The organism is Enterobacter sp. PP-008-ECC_S150, assembly GCF_045257065.1.
GTDB classification, from domain to species: Bacteria; Pseudomonadota; Gammaproteobacteria; order Enterobacterales; family Enterobacteriaceae; genus Enterobacter; species Enterobacter chengduensis.
Genome location: NZ_JBJHHG010000004.1, coordinates 210,433 through 226,176, shown reverse-complemented (window position 1 = coordinate 226,176; position 15,744 = coordinate 210,433). Strand labels below are relative to the sequence as shown.

Annotated in this window: 15 protein-coding genes; 6 read left to right on the top strand and 9 right to left on the bottom strand. The window is 61.3% G+C overall.

Going from position 1 to position 15,744, the window contains the following annotated elements; all coding sequences use genetic code 11:
* Positions 1–7 precede the first annotated feature (7 nt).
* Entirely contained in the window at positions 8–1,024 is a 1,017-nt protein-coding gene (gene ansA, locus ACJBF3_RS07220) for an asparaginase (protein ID WP_008500705.1), read from the bottom strand.
* Between the two features lie 63 nt (positions 1,025–1,087).
* Positions 1,088–2,944 (bottom strand): signal peptide peptidase SppA, encoded by a 1,857-nt coding sequence (gene sppA / locus ACJBF3_RS07215; RefSeq protein WP_045327020.1) that lies wholly within the window; start codon positions 2,942–2,944, stop codon positions 1,088–1,090.
* A 167-nt stretch (positions 2,945–3,111) separates the two neighbouring features.
* Between sppA and ACJBF3_RS07210 the strand changes: the two genes are divergently transcribed.
* The 3 genes from ACJBF3_RS07210 to ACJBF3_RS07200 all read left to right on the top strand — a co-directional run bounded on the left by ACJBF3_RS07210 (position 3,112) and on the right by ACJBF3_RS07200 (position 6,735).
* A complete protein-coding gene (locus tag ACJBF3_RS07210) occupies positions 3,112–3,663 on the top strand; it encodes an NAD(P)H nitroreductase (RefSeq protein ID WP_045327021.1) in 552 nt (183 codons plus the stop codon).
* Positions 3,664–3,779: 116 nt separating this feature from the next.
* A complete protein-coding gene (gene selD, locus ACJBF3_RS07205; protein ID WP_045327022.1) occupies positions 3,780–4,823 on the top strand; it encodes a selenide, water dikinase SelD in 1,044 nt (347 codons plus the stop codon).
* A 4-nt stretch (positions 4,824–4,827) separates the two neighbouring features.
* Complete coding sequence (locus tag ACJBF3_RS07200) at positions 4,828–6,735, top strand: DNA topoisomerase III (RefSeq protein ID WP_047723679.1); 1,908 nt, start codon at positions 4,828–4,830, stop codon at positions 6,733–6,735.
* A 164-nt stretch (positions 6,736–6,899) separates the two neighbouring features.
* Here ACJBF3_RS07200 and gdhA read toward each other — a convergent pair whose 3' ends face one another.
* Positions 6,900–8,243: an NADP-specific glutamate dehydrogenase gene (gene gdhA, locus ACJBF3_RS07195; RefSeq protein WP_045327024.1), complete on the bottom strand. Its 1,344-nt coding sequence runs from the start codon at positions 8,241–8,243 to the stop codon at positions 6,900–6,902.
* 228 nt (positions 8,244–8,471) lie between these two features.
* Here gdhA and ACJBF3_RS07190 point away from each other — a divergent pair, with 228 nt between their 5' ends.
* Positions 8,472–8,750: a DUF1496 domain-containing protein gene (locus ACJBF3_RS07190; protein WP_045327025.1), complete on the top strand. Its 279-nt coding sequence runs from the start codon at positions 8,472–8,474 to the stop codon at positions 8,748–8,750.
* Here the strand turns inward: ACJBF3_RS07190 and ACJBF3_RS07185 are convergent.
* A complete protein-coding gene (locus tag ACJBF3_RS07185) occupies positions 8,710–9,126 on the bottom strand; it encodes a pyrimidine (deoxy)nucleoside triphosphate diphosphatase (RefSeq protein ID WP_045327026.1) in 417 nt (138 codons plus the stop codon). The genes ACJBF3_RS07190 and ACJBF3_RS07185 overlap by 41 nt on opposite strands.
* 75 nt (positions 9,127–9,201) lie before the next feature.
* Between ACJBF3_RS07185 and ACJBF3_RS07180 the strand changes: the two genes are divergently transcribed.
* Together ACJBF3_RS07180 and ACJBF3_RS07175 are read left to right on the top strand one after the other, a co-directional pair.
* The gene (locus ACJBF3_RS07180; protein ID WP_045327027.1) at positions 9,202–9,771 is read left to right on the top strand and encodes a carboxymuconolactone decarboxylase family protein; all 570 of its coding nucleotides are present in this window, start codon (positions 9,202–9,204) and stop codon (positions 9,769–9,771) included.
* Positions 9,764–10,381, top strand: a complete 618-nt coding sequence (locus ACJBF3_RS07175) for a CDP-alcohol phosphatidyltransferase family protein (RefSeq protein ID WP_045327028.1) — start codon at positions 9,764–9,766, stop codon at positions 10,379–10,381. Before ACJBF3_RS07180 ends, ACJBF3_RS07175 begins: the two co-directional genes overlap by 8 nt.
* Here ACJBF3_RS07175 and ACJBF3_RS07170 read toward each other — a convergent pair.
* The 5 genes from ACJBF3_RS07170 to ACJBF3_RS07150 form a co-directional block, all read right to left on the bottom strand.
* Positions 10,378–11,685, bottom strand: coding sequence for a sulfurtransferase (locus ACJBF3_RS07170; protein ID WP_406544867.1), 1,308 nt, complete (start codon positions 11,683–11,685; stop codon positions 10,378–10,380). The genes ACJBF3_RS07175 and ACJBF3_RS07170 overlap by 4 nt on opposite strands.
* 73 nt (positions 11,686–11,758) lie before the next feature.
* Positions 11,759–12,379, bottom strand: coding sequence for an ATP-binding cassette domain-containing protein (locus ACJBF3_RS07165; RefSeq protein ID WP_045327029.1), 621 nt, complete (start codon positions 12,377–12,379; stop codon positions 11,759–11,761).
* Positions 12,379–13,908, bottom strand: a complete 1,530-nt coding sequence (locus ACJBF3_RS07160; RefSeq protein ID WP_045327030.1) for a thiamine ABC transporter permease — start codon at positions 13,906–13,908, stop codon at positions 12,379–12,381. Before ACJBF3_RS07160 ends, ACJBF3_RS07165 begins: the two co-directional genes overlap by 1 nt.
* Positions 13,881–15,041 carry an ABC transporter substrate-binding protein gene (locus tag ACJBF3_RS07155; protein ID WP_045327129.1) on the bottom strand — a complete coding sequence of 387 codons (1,161 nt, stop codon included), beginning with the start codon at positions 15,039–15,041 and terminating at the stop codon, positions 13,881–13,883. Before ACJBF3_RS07155 ends, ACJBF3_RS07160 begins: the two co-directional genes overlap by 28 nt.
* A 15-nt stretch (positions 15,042–15,056) precedes the next feature.
* Positions 15,057–15,740: a TVP38/TMEM64 family protein gene (locus ACJBF3_RS07150; protein WP_045327031.1), complete on the bottom strand. Its 684-nt coding sequence runs from the start codon at positions 15,738–15,740 to the stop codon at positions 15,057–15,059.
* Positions 15,741–15,744 lie beyond the last annotated feature (4 nt).

Here is a 15,744-nt window from a genome sequence, read left to right as displayed (position 1 = left end):
GCACTCCTTATTCGTCCGGGGTCAGCTCGCCGCGCAGATTTTGCATCATCGCGCTGCGAATGGATTGAATGTCCAGATCCTGACTCAGTAAATAGTGAAGTTTAGTCAGCGTTGCCTCAACGGTCATATCGAAACCGCTGATCACCCCCGCATGCGCCAGCGCGTTACCGGTGGCATAGCCGCCCATATTGACCTTTCCGGACATACACTGGGTCAGGTTCACCACCACAATCCCGCGCTCGCTGGCCTCCTGAAGCTCCTTCAGGAATTCGCCGTTCTGCGGCGCATTGCCCACGCCGTAGGAGCGCAGGATCAGCGCCTTCACCGGCTGGCGCAGGAAGTTGCGCACCACGTCGGCAGAGATACCCGGGTAGATGGTGACCACGCCAATCGGCTGCGGGGTAATAGGGTGCACAATCAGCTCGCCCGCGGTATTCGGTGCCGGAGGCGTCCCCAGACGACGGATATGGATCCCGGCTTCCAGCAGCGGCTGCAGGTTAGGGGAGGCGAAGGCGTCAAAACCGTCGGCGTGGGCTTTAGTGGTGCGGTTACCGCGATACAGACGGTTGTTAAAGAACAGCGACACTTCGTTAATCGGGTAATTCGCCGCCACGTAAAGGGAGTTGAGGAGGTTGATCTGCCCGTCCGAGCGCAGCTCCGCCAGCGGGATTTGCGACCCGGTGACGATAACCGGCTTGCTCAGGTTCTCCAGCATGAAGGAGAGCGCCGAGGCGGTAAACGCCATGGTGTCGGTACCGTGCAGGATCACGAAGCCGTCGTACTGGTCGTAATGGGCTTTAATATCATCCGCGATATGCTGCCAGTCCTCCGGCGTCATGTCGGAGGAGTCCATCAGCGGCTCGTATTCGTGGATAGTAAAGTCAGGCATTTCCGGACGGTGGAATTCAGGCATCAGCGCAAGCTGACGCTGAAGGTGGCCGGAGACGGGGATATAGCCGTTTTCAGAGCGCTGCATACCGATGGTACCGCCAGTGTAGGCTACATAAATCGATTTCTTCTGCATGGTAGTGAGTTCTTGTTCTTCAAAAGAAAAAAGTCCCCTCTTCGCGGGAAGAGGGGACGGTTTTTAACGGACGTTCGCGCAGGTCAGGCAAAACGCGTAACGACTCTGTGGATCGTTGAAGGCCGCCAGCTTGTCGCTCTCCGCCTTCATCGCTTTTGCCGCCGTGGCGACCGGCGCAGGCAGGTAAGCCTGCAGCGCCTCCGGCAGCATCGCGCGTACCGAGCCGGACATGCTGTCCATGACCATATCGAAGAACGACGGTTCGTCCTGGTAATACTCGATATGCCACTGCTTCAGCTTCGCCAGTTCGGCGGCTTTCTTCACCGCGTCATCGAAGTCGCCCAGGCTGTCTACCAGACCGTTGCTCTTCGCATCCTGACCGGTCCAGACGTGGCCCTGCGCGATCTGGTCAATCTGCTCAGGCGTCTTTTTACGCGAGTCGGCGACCAGGGTGATAAAGCGTTTATAGCCGTTCTCAATGCTGAGCTGCATCATCTCTGAGACTTCCGGCGGCAGGGATTTGGTCACCGAGACATCCGCCAGCGGGGAGGTCGCTACGCCATCGGTATGTACGCCCAGATAATCCAGGCTGTTCTCTACGGTGTTGATTACCCCGAAGATGCCAATCGAGCCGGTCAGCGTGCTTGGGTTAGCCACGATGTAGTTGGCTGGCGTGGAGATCCAGTAACCTCCGGAGGCGGCCATTCCGCCCATCGACACCACTACCGGCTTGCCGGCGGCGCGCGCTGCGGCCAGCTCAGCACGGATCACCTCGGAGGCGCTGACGCTGCCGCCAGGGCTGTTGACCCGCAGGACAATCGCCTTCACTTTCGGATCGAGGCGCGCATCGCGGATTTGTGACGCGGTCGTATCGCCGCCCACGTTCCCCGGGGTCTCCTGACCGTCCATGATGGCGCCGTTGGCAAAGACCACCGCGACGCTGTCACCGCGGTCGTCCGGTTTTTTCGTCGAGTAATCATACATGCTGATGGCGCTGTAATTTTTGTCCTCTTTGCTCCAGCCAAACTGTTTGCTCAGGGATTTTTCAATCTCGGCGCTGGTGCCCAGGGCATCAACCAGTTTGTTATCGAGGGCGTATTTCGCGGTGTCGCCGTCAACCTTACGCAGACCTTCCAGCACGCCCTGCGCGCCCGGGAACACCTGCTCGGGCGTCATCTGGCGGTTCGCGGCAACGGTGCCGAGATAGTTCTGCCACAGCTCGCCAATCCAGCGGCTGTCCGCTTCGCGGGCGGCAGGGGACATGTCGTCGCGGATAAACGGCTCGACGGCAGACTTATACGTGCCGACGCGGAAGACGTGGGTGGTGACCTTCAGCTTGTCGAGGAGCGATTTGTAGTACAGGCCGTTGGTGGCAAAGCCGTGCAGATCGACAGTACCCTGCGGAGAGAGCCAGATTTTATTGGCGAAGCTCGCCAGATAATATTGCCCCTGGCTGTAGCTGTCGCCCACGGCAATCACCGGCTTGCCGCTGTCGCGGAATTCGCGCAGCGCTTTACCGATGTACTGCATAGAAGGCTGATCGCCGCCGGCAAAATCTTTCAAATCCAGCACGATGCCGGTGATGTTGCGGTCGTCTTTGGCCTGACGGATGGTATCGACGATATCGAACAGGGAGTTTTCCTGCAGGCGGTCGGACGTGGCGCCAAACAGCTGACGGCTGATGACGCCCAGCCGGTTGCTGGCTGACGGTTTATCAACGATTACGCCGGTGATATCCAGCAACAGCGCCCCGCGAGTGGAGTGCTGCGCCTGATTCGCGTTGCTGATGTGCATCCAGATGCCCGCACACACCAGAACCAGCAGGATGAAGAAGATGTTCATCACCAGGTTGCGGACGAAGTTGAGCAGTCGCCACGTCCATTTAAAGAAACCGGCAATAATTCGCCAAAGGGTTCGCATGTATTCTCCCTAACCAGAAAATGACTGTTTCCGTCGCCACTGGACGGTAATGTTGGGTTATCGTAATGACCCAACCGCCACTTGTCAGCAGGAATCGCCTGCCAGGCTGTAACAAAATCTGCCGTCGTGTTAATTTTGTGAGTAAATTTCAAGAAAGGAGTTAACCAATGGACGCACTCGAACTGCTTGTTAACCGCCGTAGCGCTTCCCGTCTGGCTGAACCTGCCCCGGCAGGCGAGCAGCTGGAGAACATTCTGCGTGCCGGCATGCGTGCCCCCGATCACGGCACGCTGCAGCCGTGGCACTTCTTTGTGATTGAAGGCGAAGGCCGCGATCGTTTCAGCCAGCTGCTGGAGCAGGGCGCGATTGCCGCCGGGCAGGATGAGAAAGGCATCGACAAGGCGCGCAATGCCCCGTTCCGCGCGCCGATGATTATCGCCGTCGTGGCGAAATGCCGTGCGGACCATAAGGTGCCGGTCTGGGAGCAGGAAATGTCCGCAGGCTGTGCGGTAATGGCAATGCAGATGGCCGCCGTCGCGCAAGGGTTTAACGGCATCTGGCGCACCGGTGCGCTGACCGAGAGCCCGGCAGTTCGCGACGGTTTTGGCTGTGGCGAGCACGACAAAATTGTCGGTTTCCTCTACCTCGGTACCCCGCAGCTTAAAGCCTCCAGCACCATCAGCGTGCCGGACACCACGCCTTTCGTCAGCCGCTTCTGATAACCCGCGCTAAACTGTCTGGATTCTGAGCATCCGCTGCAGAATTCAGACAGTCATACTTACCTCTTTATGGAATGAGCGCTACCATAGCGCGATTGAGATGACAGGAGACGTCCATGAGCGAGCAAACTATTCGTTTAACGCAGTACAGCCACGGAGCCGGTTGCGGTTGTAAAATTTCCCCGAAAGTGCTGGAGACCATCCTGCACAGCGAACAGGCGAAGTTTGTCGACCCGAACCTGCTTGTCGGCAATGAAACGCGTGACGATGCTGCAGTTTATGACTTAGGTAACGGCACCAGCATTATCAGCACCACCGACTTCTTTATGCCGATTGTCGATAACCCGTTCGACTTCGGGCGCATTGCGGCCACCAACGCCATCAGCGATATCTTCGCGATGGGCGGTAAGCCGATCATGGCGATTGCCATTCTGGGCTGGCCGATCAACACCATCCCGCCGGAAGTTGCCCGCGAGGTGATTGATGGCGGTCGTTTCGCCTGCCAGCAGGCGGGAATTGCGCTGGCCGGCGGTCACTCGATTGATGCTCCAGAACCTATCTTCGGCCTGGCCGTCACCGGGGTGGTGCCGACCGAGCGCGTGAAGCGCAACAGCACCGCGCAGGCGGGCTGCAAGCTGTTCCTTACCAAGCCGCTGGGCATTGGCGTGCTGACCACTGCCGAGAAAAAATCCCTGCTGAAGCCGGAGCACAAAGGTCTGGCAACGGAAGTGATGTGCCAGATGAACCTTGCGGGCGCGGCGTTTGCCAATATCGACGGCGTGAAGGCGATGACCGACGTGACCGGTTTTGGGCTGCTGGGGCACCTCTCGGAAGTGTGTCAGGGCGCGGGCGTGCAGGCGCAGGTCTGGTATCAGGACGTGCCGAAACTGCCGGGCGTGGAAGCGTACATTGCTCAGGGCGCCGTTCCGGGCGGTACTCAACGCAACTTCGCCAGCTACGGTCATCTGATGGGCGAAATGCCTGAAGAATGGCGCAACCTGCTGTGCGATCCGCAAACCTCCGGCGGCCTGCTGCTGGCGGTCACGCCTGAATCCGAAGCCGAGGTTCAGGCGACCGCTGCCGAGTTCGGCATCACCCTGACGGCGATCGGCGAGCTGGTGACCGCGCGAGGTGGCCGACCGATGATTGAGATCCGTTAATTCGATGCGGTTGTTTATTGCCGAAAAGCCGAGCCTGGCGCGCGCTATCGCCGACGTGCTGCCTAAGCCGCACCGCAAAGGCGACGGCTTTATCGAATGCGGTAACGGGCAGGTGGTCACCTGGTGTATTGGTCACCTGCTTGAGCAGGCGCAGCCGGACGTCTACGACAGCCGCTACGCCCGCTGGAATTTGAACGATCTGCCCATCGTGCCTGAAAAATGGCGTCTGCAGCCCCGGCCGTCGGTGACCAAACAGCTCAACGTGATCAAGCGCTTCCTGCATGAAGCCGATGAAATCGTGCACGCGGGTGACCCGGACAGGGAAGGGCAGCTGCTGGTGGATGAGGTGCTGGACTACCTGGAGCTGGCGCCGGAAAAGCGCCAGCAGGTGCAGCGCTGCCTGATTAACGACCTCAACCCGCAGGCGGTGGAGCGAGCCATTTCGCGCCTGCGCGCCAACAGCGAGTTTATCCCGCTGTGCGTCTCGGCTTTAGCCCGCGCCCGCGCCGACTGGCTGTACGGCATCAACATGACCCGAGCCTACACCATTCTTGGGCGTAACGCGGGCTATCAGGGCGTACTCTCCGTGGGCCGCGTGCAAACGCCGGTACTGGGGCTGGTCGTGCGTCGCGACGAAGAGATCGAGAATTTCGTCGCCAAAGATTTCTTTGAAGTAAAAGCGCATATCGTCACCCCGAAAGACGAGCGCTTTACCGCCGTCTGGCAGCCGAGCGACGCCTGCGAATCTTACCAGGATGAAGAGGGGCGGTTGCTGCATCGTCCGCTGGCGGAGCATGTGGTTAACCGCATCACCGGTCAGCCTGCTATCGTCACCAGCTATAACGATAAACGGGAATCAGAACCCGCGCCGCTGCCGTTTTCGCTGTCGGCCCTGCAGATTGAGGCCGCGAAGCGCTTTGGCCTTAGCGCGCAGAACGTGCTGGACATCTGCCAGAAGCTCTACGAAACCCACAAGCTGATCACCTATCCGCGTTCCGACAGCCGCTATCTACCGGAAGAGCATTTTGCCGGTCGCCATTCGGTGATGAACGCCATTAGCGTGCACGCGCCGGATCTGCTCCCGCAACCGGCGGTAAACCCGGACACCCATAACCGCTGCTGGGACGATAAAAAGGTGGACGCCCACCACGCGATTATCCCGACGGCGCGCGCCAGCGGCGTTAACCTGACCGATAACGAAGCGAAGGTCTATAACCTGATCGCCCGACAGTACCTGATGCAGTTCTGCCCGGATGCCGTATTCCGCAAGTGCGTGATTGAGCTTGAGATTGCCAAAGGCAAGTTCATCGCCAAAGCGCGCTTCCTCGCGGAAGCCGGCTGGCGCACGCTGCTGGGGAACAAAGAGCGTGACGAGGAGAACGACGGCACGCCGCTGCCGGTGGTCGCCAAAGATGACGAGCTGCTGTGCGAGAAGGGCGAAGTGGTGGAACGTCAGACCCAGCCGCCGCGCCATTTCACCGATGCAACGCTGCTGTCGGCGATGACCGGGATCGCCCGCTTTGTTCAGGATAAAGATCTGAAGAAGATCCTGCGCGCCACCGACGGTCTGGGGACGGAGGCAACCCGCGCGGGGATCATCGAGCTGCTCTTTAAGCGCGGTTTTCTCGAAAAGAAAGGGCGCTATATCCATTCGACAGAGCCGGGCCGCGCGCTGATTCACTCGCTGCCGGAGCTGGCCGCCAGGCCGGACATGACGGCGCACTGGGAATCGGTGCTGACGCAGATCAGCGAGAAGCAGTGCCGCTATCAGGACTTTATGCAGCCGCTGGTCGGGACGCTTTATCAGCTGATCGATCAGGCGCGCAGCACGCCGGTAAAAACGTTCAGAGGGATGGTTGCACCCGGTGGCGGCGCGAAGAAACCGTTTAAAAAGAAAAAGAGCGCGGCATAATTTCGTAAGCCGCACTGCGGCCTGAAAAAAAAAGCCCGGTGGCGGCTACGCCTTACCGGGCCTACAACGTCTGGACCTGCCCAATCATCTAAAAAAAAAGAGCGCGAATTTTCGTAGGCCGGGTAAGGCGCAGCCGCCACCCGGCGAAAAGCGGCGCTGCGGCCTTACACCACGCCCTGACCAATCATCGCGTCCGCCACCTTCACGAACCCGGCAATATTCGCCCCGCGCACGTAGTTGGTTTGCGACGCTTCCCCGCCGTACTCCACGCAGGCGTGGTGAATATCCAGCATGATGTGGTGCAGGCGCGCATCCACTTTTTCCGCCTTCCAGCCGAGACGCGCGGCGTTTTGCGCCATCTCGAGGCCAGAGGTCGCCACGCCGCCTGCGTTAGCGGCCTTGCCAGGGGCAAACAGCACGCCCGCTTCCAGGAACAGATCCGTCGCGTCGATGGTGGTCGGCATATTCGCCCCTTCGGCCACCGCTTTTACGCCATTGCCAATCAACGTGCGCGCGGCCTCCACGTCCAGCTCGTTTTGCGTGGCGCACGGCAGGGCGATATCCACCGGTACGCCCCACGGCTGCTTCCCTTCCAGATAGGTCAGGCCAAACTCGCGGGCATAATCCGCCACCCGGCCGTCGCGGCTGGCTTTGATGTCACACAGGCGCGCCAGTTTTTCCGCCGTGAAGCCCGCTTCATCCACCACCGTGCCGCTGGAGTCAGAGGCGGTCACCACGCGAGCGCCAAACTGCATCGCTTTCTCAATCGCGTACTGCGCCACGTTACCGGAGCCGGACACCGCGACGCGCATCCCTTCAAAGCCTAAACCGTGACGCTTGAGCATGGCCTCGGTGAAGTAGACCAGCCCATAGCCCGTGGCTTCCGGGCGGATCAGGCTCCCGCCAAACGACAGCCCCTTGCCGGTAAACACGCAGGCGCTGTTGTTGGAGAGCTTTTTCATCATCCCGGCCATAAAGCCCACTTCACGTCCGCCCACGCCGATATCACCGGCAGGCACGTCGGTATCCGGGCCCAGGTGACGCCAGAGTTCGGTCATCAGCGCCTGGCAGAAACGCATCACTTCGCCTTCGCTTTTGCCCTTCGGGTCGAAATCGCTCCCGCCTTTCCCGCCGCCCATGGGCAGCGTGGTGAGGGCGTTTTTGAACGTCTGCTCGAAGCCGAGGAATTTCAGAATGGACAGGTTCACGGAGGGGTGAAAACGCATGCCGCCCTTAAACGGACCGATGGCGGAGTTAAACTGCACGCGCCACGCGCGGTTAACCTGTACCTGGTTGCGATCGTCCACCCAGGCCACGCGGAACTGGATCACCCGCTCGGGCTCGACGAGGCGTTCAAGCAGCGACATCTGGCGATAGCGCGGGTTTTGTTCAAGGAAGGGCCACAGGGTGGTCATCACTTCACGCACGGCCTGCGCGAACTCGCTTTGGTGCGGGTCGCGCTGCTGAACGTGGGCAAGAAAACTTTCCAGAGAGCGTGTCTGATCCATAGATATAAGAACCTCTTATAATAATGTTTGCTTATGACTTATGCGATTTGTGTTGTTTTTTTGACTATACCACCCGTACTGCTTTGTGAGGCAAGCATAAATTTAAAACGAAAGGGAAATTAATGACCCGAGTCGGGTCATAACCAAAAGCGATGGCGAGATAAATTAAAGGTTCCGCTCGGGTTTACCGTTATAGTCATTATCAGGACATAACAGGAAGGTAAGTTTATGAACCGTTACGTGATGGCCGCGTTAGCGTTAGTATTGACCGCAGGCGCGCAGGCTGACCGCCTTCGCCCGGGCGTGGAGGTGAATGTACCGCCGGAGGTGTTTAGCGCCAGCGGGCAGAACCAAACGGTGCAGCCCTGCAATCAGTGCTGTATCTATCAGAATCAGAACTACTCTGAAGGGGCGGTGGTGAAAGCCGAGGGCGTGCTGCTGCAGTGCCAGCGCGACGAGCGCGCTATCAGCACGAACCCGCTCGTCTGGCGTCGCGTAAAGCAATAAACGCTTCCAGCAGCGGAATATCCGCGGGGGCTAAGGGGTAGCTAAACGCCTCTTCCGGCGAACACCACGCCAGCGCGCAGTGGTAGTGCGCCGTGAGCTCGCCGCGAAAAGCAGGAACGTGCCAGGCGTGCAGGTTGATTAAGCGCTGCGAGACTTCCCGCTGGTGGCTTGCCACGTATTGTCCCGGCAGGGCGTCAATGCCCAGCTCCTCACGCAGCTCGCGGACAAGCGCCTCGGGCTGGGTTTCACCCGCCTCGACTTTTCCGCCGGCAAATTCCCACATTCCGGGCTGGTCGGCGTGGGCAGGGCGCTGCGCCAGTAAAATGTTGTCGTCTTTTTCGATGATGGCGGCAACGACATCGAGTGTTTTCAGCATGGTCGTCAATAATTGATGGCAAAAAAAGACATATTATCGTGCCCTTTCTCAGAGTCCAGCTATCAGGAGAATCAGGTGAAAGAGACGAACGCCTGGGTTGCCCCCCTCAAATCCCTTCCCGCCAGCCTTAAGCCGATTGCCGCCATGCAGAAAAAGCATTTTGGCGCGGTGCTAAATCCCACCCGCTGGTGGGGGCGCATGCCGCGTCTGTTCTGGCTGGTGGCGCTGTTTGTCGGCTTTCTGGAGCGTCGTCGCGCGCGCCTGGCGCCCGCGCTTCGTTCGCTGCTTATGACGCGGGTGTCCCAGCTCTGCCACTGCGCGTTCTGTATTGATGCCAACAGCCTGCGGCTGGCCGAGCGCTGCGGCGCGCTGGATAAGGTGCAGGCCGTGGCCGACTGGCGAAATTCCGCCTTGTTTACGGATCAGGAGCGCGCGGCGCTGGCCTACGCCGAGGCGGTCACCGCCACGCCGCCCCGGACGGATGAGGCCATCAGAACGGCGCTGAAGCGCCACTTTACGGATGACGCCATCGCCGAAATGACGGCGCTCATTGCGTTTCAGAACCTCTCCGCCCGCTTTAACGCCGCGCTGGATATTCCGGCGCAGGGGCTGTGCGCCACGCTTAAAGGGAAGCCTGATGCTTGACCGTCACCTCCACCCGCGGGTTAAGCCCGTTCTGCATCGTCTGGTTTCCGTGCTGGATAAGCCGGGCATCACCCCCGACGGCTTAACCCTGACCGGGTTTGCCGTTGGCGTGCTGGCGCTGCCGTTTCTGGCCCTCGGCTGGTATCCGGCGGCGCTGGTCGCCATCGTTCTGAACCGCCTGCTGGACGGTCTGGACGGGGCGCTGGCGCGCCGCAGAGGGCTGACCGATGCGGGAGGGTTTCTTGATATCGCACTAGATTTTCTGTTCTACGCTCTGGTGCCGTTTGGCTTTGCGCTCGCCGCGCCCGCAGAAAACGCGCTGGCGGCCGCCTGGCTGCTGTTTGCGTTTATCGGGACCGGCAGCAGCTTTCTGGCCTTTGCGGCGCTGGCGGCGAAGCACGACATCGACAACCCCGGCTATGCGCACAAGTCGTTTTACTATATCGGCGGGTTAACGGAGGGAACGGAGACTATCGCGCTGTTCGTGCTGTGCTGCCTGTTTCCGGCGCACTTTACGCTGTTCGCGTGGGTATTCGGCGCGCTGTGCTGGCTGACCACCACAACGCGCGTCTGGAGCGGCTACGTGACGCTGAGGTCACTCAATTCTTAGAGAGCGCTTTCTGGCCCGCGTGCACCGGTGGTCACCGGGTTTTGCGGGTGACTGCTCCATTCGTACCAGCCGCCGTCATAGACGGCGACGTTTTTCCAGCCCATCGCCCGGGCGTACATAAAGGTTTCGGACGCCCGCCAGCCGGTGCCGCAGTAAAACGCGACCTGCTGTTCCGGCAGGATATGCCACGTTTTCCACATGGCGGCGATGTCGTCAGCGCTGCGCATGGTGCCGTCCGGGTTATGGAAATCCTCCATGTGGGTGGCATCGCTGCCCGCGTGACCCCAGCGGGCACCGGCAATCTCACCTTTTGGCTTGATGTAGCTGTAGCCGCTGGTTTCGCCGATGAACTCCGGCCACGAACGAATGCTGACCAGGGAGGCGTCCTGACGGTGCAGCATGCCGCGCGCCTGGTCCATATCGACCATCAGCTGCGGCTGGCCGGGGATCGGCGCGCCGAAATCGGGGGCTGGCGTCACTTTCGCAGGCGTACCGCGCTCAACCGGCAGACCGGCATCTGACCACGCCTTCCAGCCGCCGTCGAGAATACGCACGTCCTTCACGCCCGCATAGAGCATAATCTGCGCCACGCGCGCGGCGGCGTAGACGTCGCGGCCATACAAGATGACGGTGGTGTCGTGGCGGATCCCGTGCTTAGCCAGCATCGCTTTCAGCCTGTCGTCGGAGACTTTATTCCACAGCGGCTCGCTTTCCACCTCGTTGGTGTCGATATAGCCCGCGCCGGGAATGTGGCTCAGCAGGTAAAGCTTCGGTGCGCCCCAGGCGGCTTCAATCACTTTCCAGTCACCCGCAGGCGCGGCGGTCACGGGTTTACCCTGCTGGAGGCGGTGGATCCACTGCGGGTAAACCAGCTGTTCAAAGTGGGGCAGGCGCTGAAGGCGGTCGGGCGACTGCAGAGCGTCACTGAGCAGCGAAACGTGGCTGAAACCGGCTTTCTCCAGACGGGCTTTCACCGCCTGGGTATCGGTCTCGTCGCCGTAGAGCGCGATGGCCGCTGCAGGCGTCAGCTGATGCTGTTTTGCCCAGCGCGCAATCTGTTCGTCGCTCATTGCGCTAAGCCAGCTGGCCGAAAGGTTAAGGGCGGCGGGTTCATGCCCGGAGGGGCCGCTGAACGTCTGCGGCCAGCCGTTATAGAAGGCGCTGGCGCGGGTGTCGACGGGCGTGCCGTGCTGCGCCTGAAGCTGGGACAGCGTCATCGCGTTGGGCATATCAGCCGCCAGAGAAGAAAAAGAGGCGAGGCCGCAGAGCAGGGCCAGCGCGGTCAGTTGAGAAACACGTTTCATCGAATAACCTGACGTCAGTAAAAGAGGGGGGCATTGTCGTCTCTCCCGAAACGGAAAACATTGCGTTAGCACATTATTGCCAGCGAGAAATCTCAATCAGCTCGCCGCCGGGCGGAATATCGTCCTCATCGTGCGTGACCAGCACCACCGGGATATTGCGCGCGCGGAGAGTGTCAAATACCCAGGCCCGAAACGTCGTGCGCAACGCTTTATCAAGGCGGCTGAACGGTTCATCCAGCAGCAGCGCCTGCGGCTCGGCGAGCAGGGCGCGCAGCAGGCTGACCCGGGCGCGCTCTCCGCCGGAAAGGGTGGCCGGATCGCTGGCGAAGTGACCGCTCAGCCCGGCGGAATCCAGCGCCTGCTCGACCGCTTCGCGCCGCGCGCGTCCGGCGATGCGCCCGGGCAAGGCCAGCAGCAAATTCTGCCCGACGCTGAAAGCGTCAAACAGCAGCGCGTCCTGAAAGAGAATGCCCAGCCCTCGGGACTCCACGGGGAGACCGTCGCAGCGGCGCGCGTCGAGCCACAGTTCGCCCCGTGCCTGAAAGTCGTCTGACAGCGCGCCGACCATCCACGCAAAAAGAGTCGATTTACCGCTGCCGGACGGCCCCATCAGGGTAACAATCTCCCCGCGGGGAACGCAAAAACTGACCCCGCGGAAAAGCGGTTCGATGGTGAGATCGTTGACCTTCAGCATTAACGTAATCCTTGTCGGGAGCGGCCCGCGAGCCGGGATAGCAGGGCGGCAAGACCAAACACCGTGCCCGTGACCAGCAGTAATCCCAGCGCCCGGTTAGCGAGAATCGGAATACTGCCCCCGCTGCTGAGCGCGACGGTTTCGGTGGTCAGCGTGGCGAAACGCCCCGCGCCAAGCCAGAGCGTCGGCATGTATTGCGCCATGCTGACGGAAAAGCCGGCGGCAAAGGCCAGCAGCGCAGGACGCGCCAGCAGGGGGCATTTCAGCAGTAAGAATATTTTTGCCCGTCGCCAGCCGAGCGTTCTGGCGGTAAGGATCAGCCGGGGATCGATCCTTTGCCAGGCGGGCCGCAGCACCAGAAGCGTCCACGGGCATACCCACAGCAGGTGGCTCCAGAGCACGGCGACATAGTATCCGTCGAAGCCCACGCGCAGCGCAATGGCATACTGGCCGGTGACGAGCGGCAGCGCCGGAAGGGCGAGCGGTGCCCACACCCAGAGCGCGCCGCGCTGCGGGCCCCATTCCAGCCAGAGTAAGCCGACGGCCAGGGCAATCAGGCCTGAAAAGAGGCCGAAGGAAAGGCTGTTCCCCACCGGGCCAACGTCATCCCGCTGCGCCAGCATCAGCAGCACCGCGGCGCACAGGACGCCGCACGCGGGCAGAAACCCGCCCAGTGCCCGCTCTGGCAGCACGAGATGAGTCCGGGGACGCGTTCCGCTAAGGTCCAGAAACGTGCGACGCCATCCCTTCCACAGGCCATAGCCTGCTGCGGCAAGCGCGGCCAGCAGCAGAAGGAGAAGCAGGCACAGCAGCGTCCCTTTTGCCTGCTGCTGCGCGTCGCCCTGGCTCAGCCACTGCCAGGCCAGAACGGCCAGGGTCGGCGGGTTGCCGGGACCGAGAACGAGCGCCACGTCCACGACCGACAGTGACCAGGCCAGCACCGCCAGCATCACCGCGCCGAGAACCGGCGCGATAGCCGGAAGGAGGAGCCAGTTAAGCGCCTGAAAACGCCCGTAGCCGAAGGTTTGCAGAACGATCTTCTGCTGCGCGAGCCGCTTTTCCGGCAGCACGGCGTAAATGGCCCACAGGACAAACGCGCTCTCTTTGACCGCGAGCGTCAGGCCCAGCCCGACGCCATAGCGGTCAAACGGAGGCGAACAGACGGTGCAGATCTGATAAAACAGGCCGCCTTCGGCAAACAGCAGCAGCGCGGCGGTGGCGAACGCCACGTGGGGGATCGCCAGCAGCCACGGCAGGCGGGTGGTGAGACGTCGCCAGCGTTGCCCAGGCCACAGAAGGCTGACGAGAAGAAGGGCGATCAGCAACGCGCCCAGCGTGGCGACGAGCGTTGAGACCAGCGTGGCAATGGTCGCCTGGGGCAGCTGCGGGTCGTTTAGCAGCCGCTGCCAGTTTGTCAGCGAAAACGCCGGGGCAAACAGCATGGCGCTGGCGGGCAGGAGCGGCAGATAAATGACCGCCATCGCCAGCCAGACGAGCCAGCTTAGCGGGTGCCGTAGCGACGCAGCCATTCCTGCTCCAGCGCGTTCACCCAGGCGGACTGCGGCTCGGCAAGCACCTTTGGCAGCCCCTGAGGCGTATGGGCCAGCAGCCGTTTCGCTTCATCTTCGGGCAGCGTTCTGGCATCCAGCACGCTCGGATCGCCCCAGATGGCCGGGTCGGCCTTGCGGATCTGCGCCTGCGGCGACAGCAGGAAATTGGCCACCACCTTTGCCCCCGCGCTCGCGCTGGCATTAGCCGGGATCGCCACAAAATGGACGTTGCCGATCGTTCCGTTCTGGAAACCAAAGCTGAAGCTGTCGGCGGGCAGTTCGCCGCTCGCCACCTTCTGTAGGGCGTGCGCCGGGTTAAAGGTCAGCGACAGGTTCAGGCTGCCGCTGGCAAGCAGGGTGTCCATGCGCGCAGGGGAAGGCGGGAAATCTTTTCCTTCACGCCACAGCAGCGGGTGCAGCTTATCAAGGTAGGCCCAGAGCGGCGCGGTCACCTCGGCAAAGGTGTCATCGGGTGCTTTTTCCAGCGCCTGCGGATGCGCGGTGAGCGTCAGCAGCAGCTGTTCCAGAAACGCGGTACCGGTAAAATCGGGCGGGCGTGGGTAGCTCACCTTGCCCGGGTGCTGCTGCGCGTAAGCCAGCAGCGCCTGAGGATCTTCCGGCGGCGTCGGCATGCTGGCTTTGCGGGCGATAAAGGTCAGCTGCGCGCCGCCCCACGGCGATTCCGCGCCGTCGGTGGGAAGCGCAAAATCCTCCGTGACGGGTTTGCGGGTATCGACATAGCGCCAGTTTGGCAACGTCTGCGCCCATCCGGTTTGCAGCAGGTTCGCCTCTTTCAGCGTGCGGAAGTTTTCGCCGTTGACCCACAGCAGGTCAACCGAGCCGTTGGTCTTACGCCCCGCGGCGGCTTCGGTCTGAATACGTTTTACCGCATCGGCAGCGTCCGCCAGCGGGACGATTTTAAGCGTAATGGCGTAGTGCGTTTGCATCTCGCCGCTGACCCACGCCAGGTAGCGGTTGACCGCCGGATCGCCGCCCCAGGCGTTAAACCAGACGGTCTGGCCTTTGGCCTGTTGCTGAATGGCCTGCCAGCCGTCGGCGGCATACAGAGGGGCGGCCAGCAGCAGCCCGGTCAGAAACGCGCAGAAACGCACACGGCGCATAATGCCTCACTTTTTGAACGAAGAGGTGTAACGGGAAAAGAGCCAGCGCGTAGCCAGCGGCAATAACCCCAGTAGTGTAAAGGCGAATACCATGCCCGGCGACAAAATATCGCGCAGCGATGACACCTTCCCCAGCTCGCGCCCTGCGTTGAGAAAGACAACCGTGGCGGGCAGCATGGCGACCTGGCTGACCCACCAGTAGCGGTATACGCTAATGCGGGTGAGGCCCATCAGTAAATTCACCAGGAAAAACGGGAACAGCGGCATCAGGCGCAGGGCGAAAAGATAGCCCGTGCCGTCACGCGCCATACCGGCATTGACCGTTTTCATCTGCTGGGCAAACCGCCGCTGGACACCGTCGCGCAGCAGGTAGCGGCTGGCAAGCATCGCCAGCGTGGCCCCAAGCGTGGAGGCAAACGACACCAGCACGGTGCCTTCCCACAGGGGAAATAACGCCCCGCCCAGCAGGGTGAGGATCGCCGCGCCGGGAATCGACAGGGCGGAAACCGCCGCATAGAGCGCAAAAAAGATCAGCGCGCTTTGCAGTGGCGCGTGGTCAACATGGGAGAGGAGTGCCTGCTGGTGCGCTTTAATCCCTTCCAGGGAGAACGTGTCCGGGGGAAGCATGACAAACGTCAGAATAAATGCGCCCAGAAGGGCGCACAGGAAGAGTGTTTTTCGAATGTTCACGCGT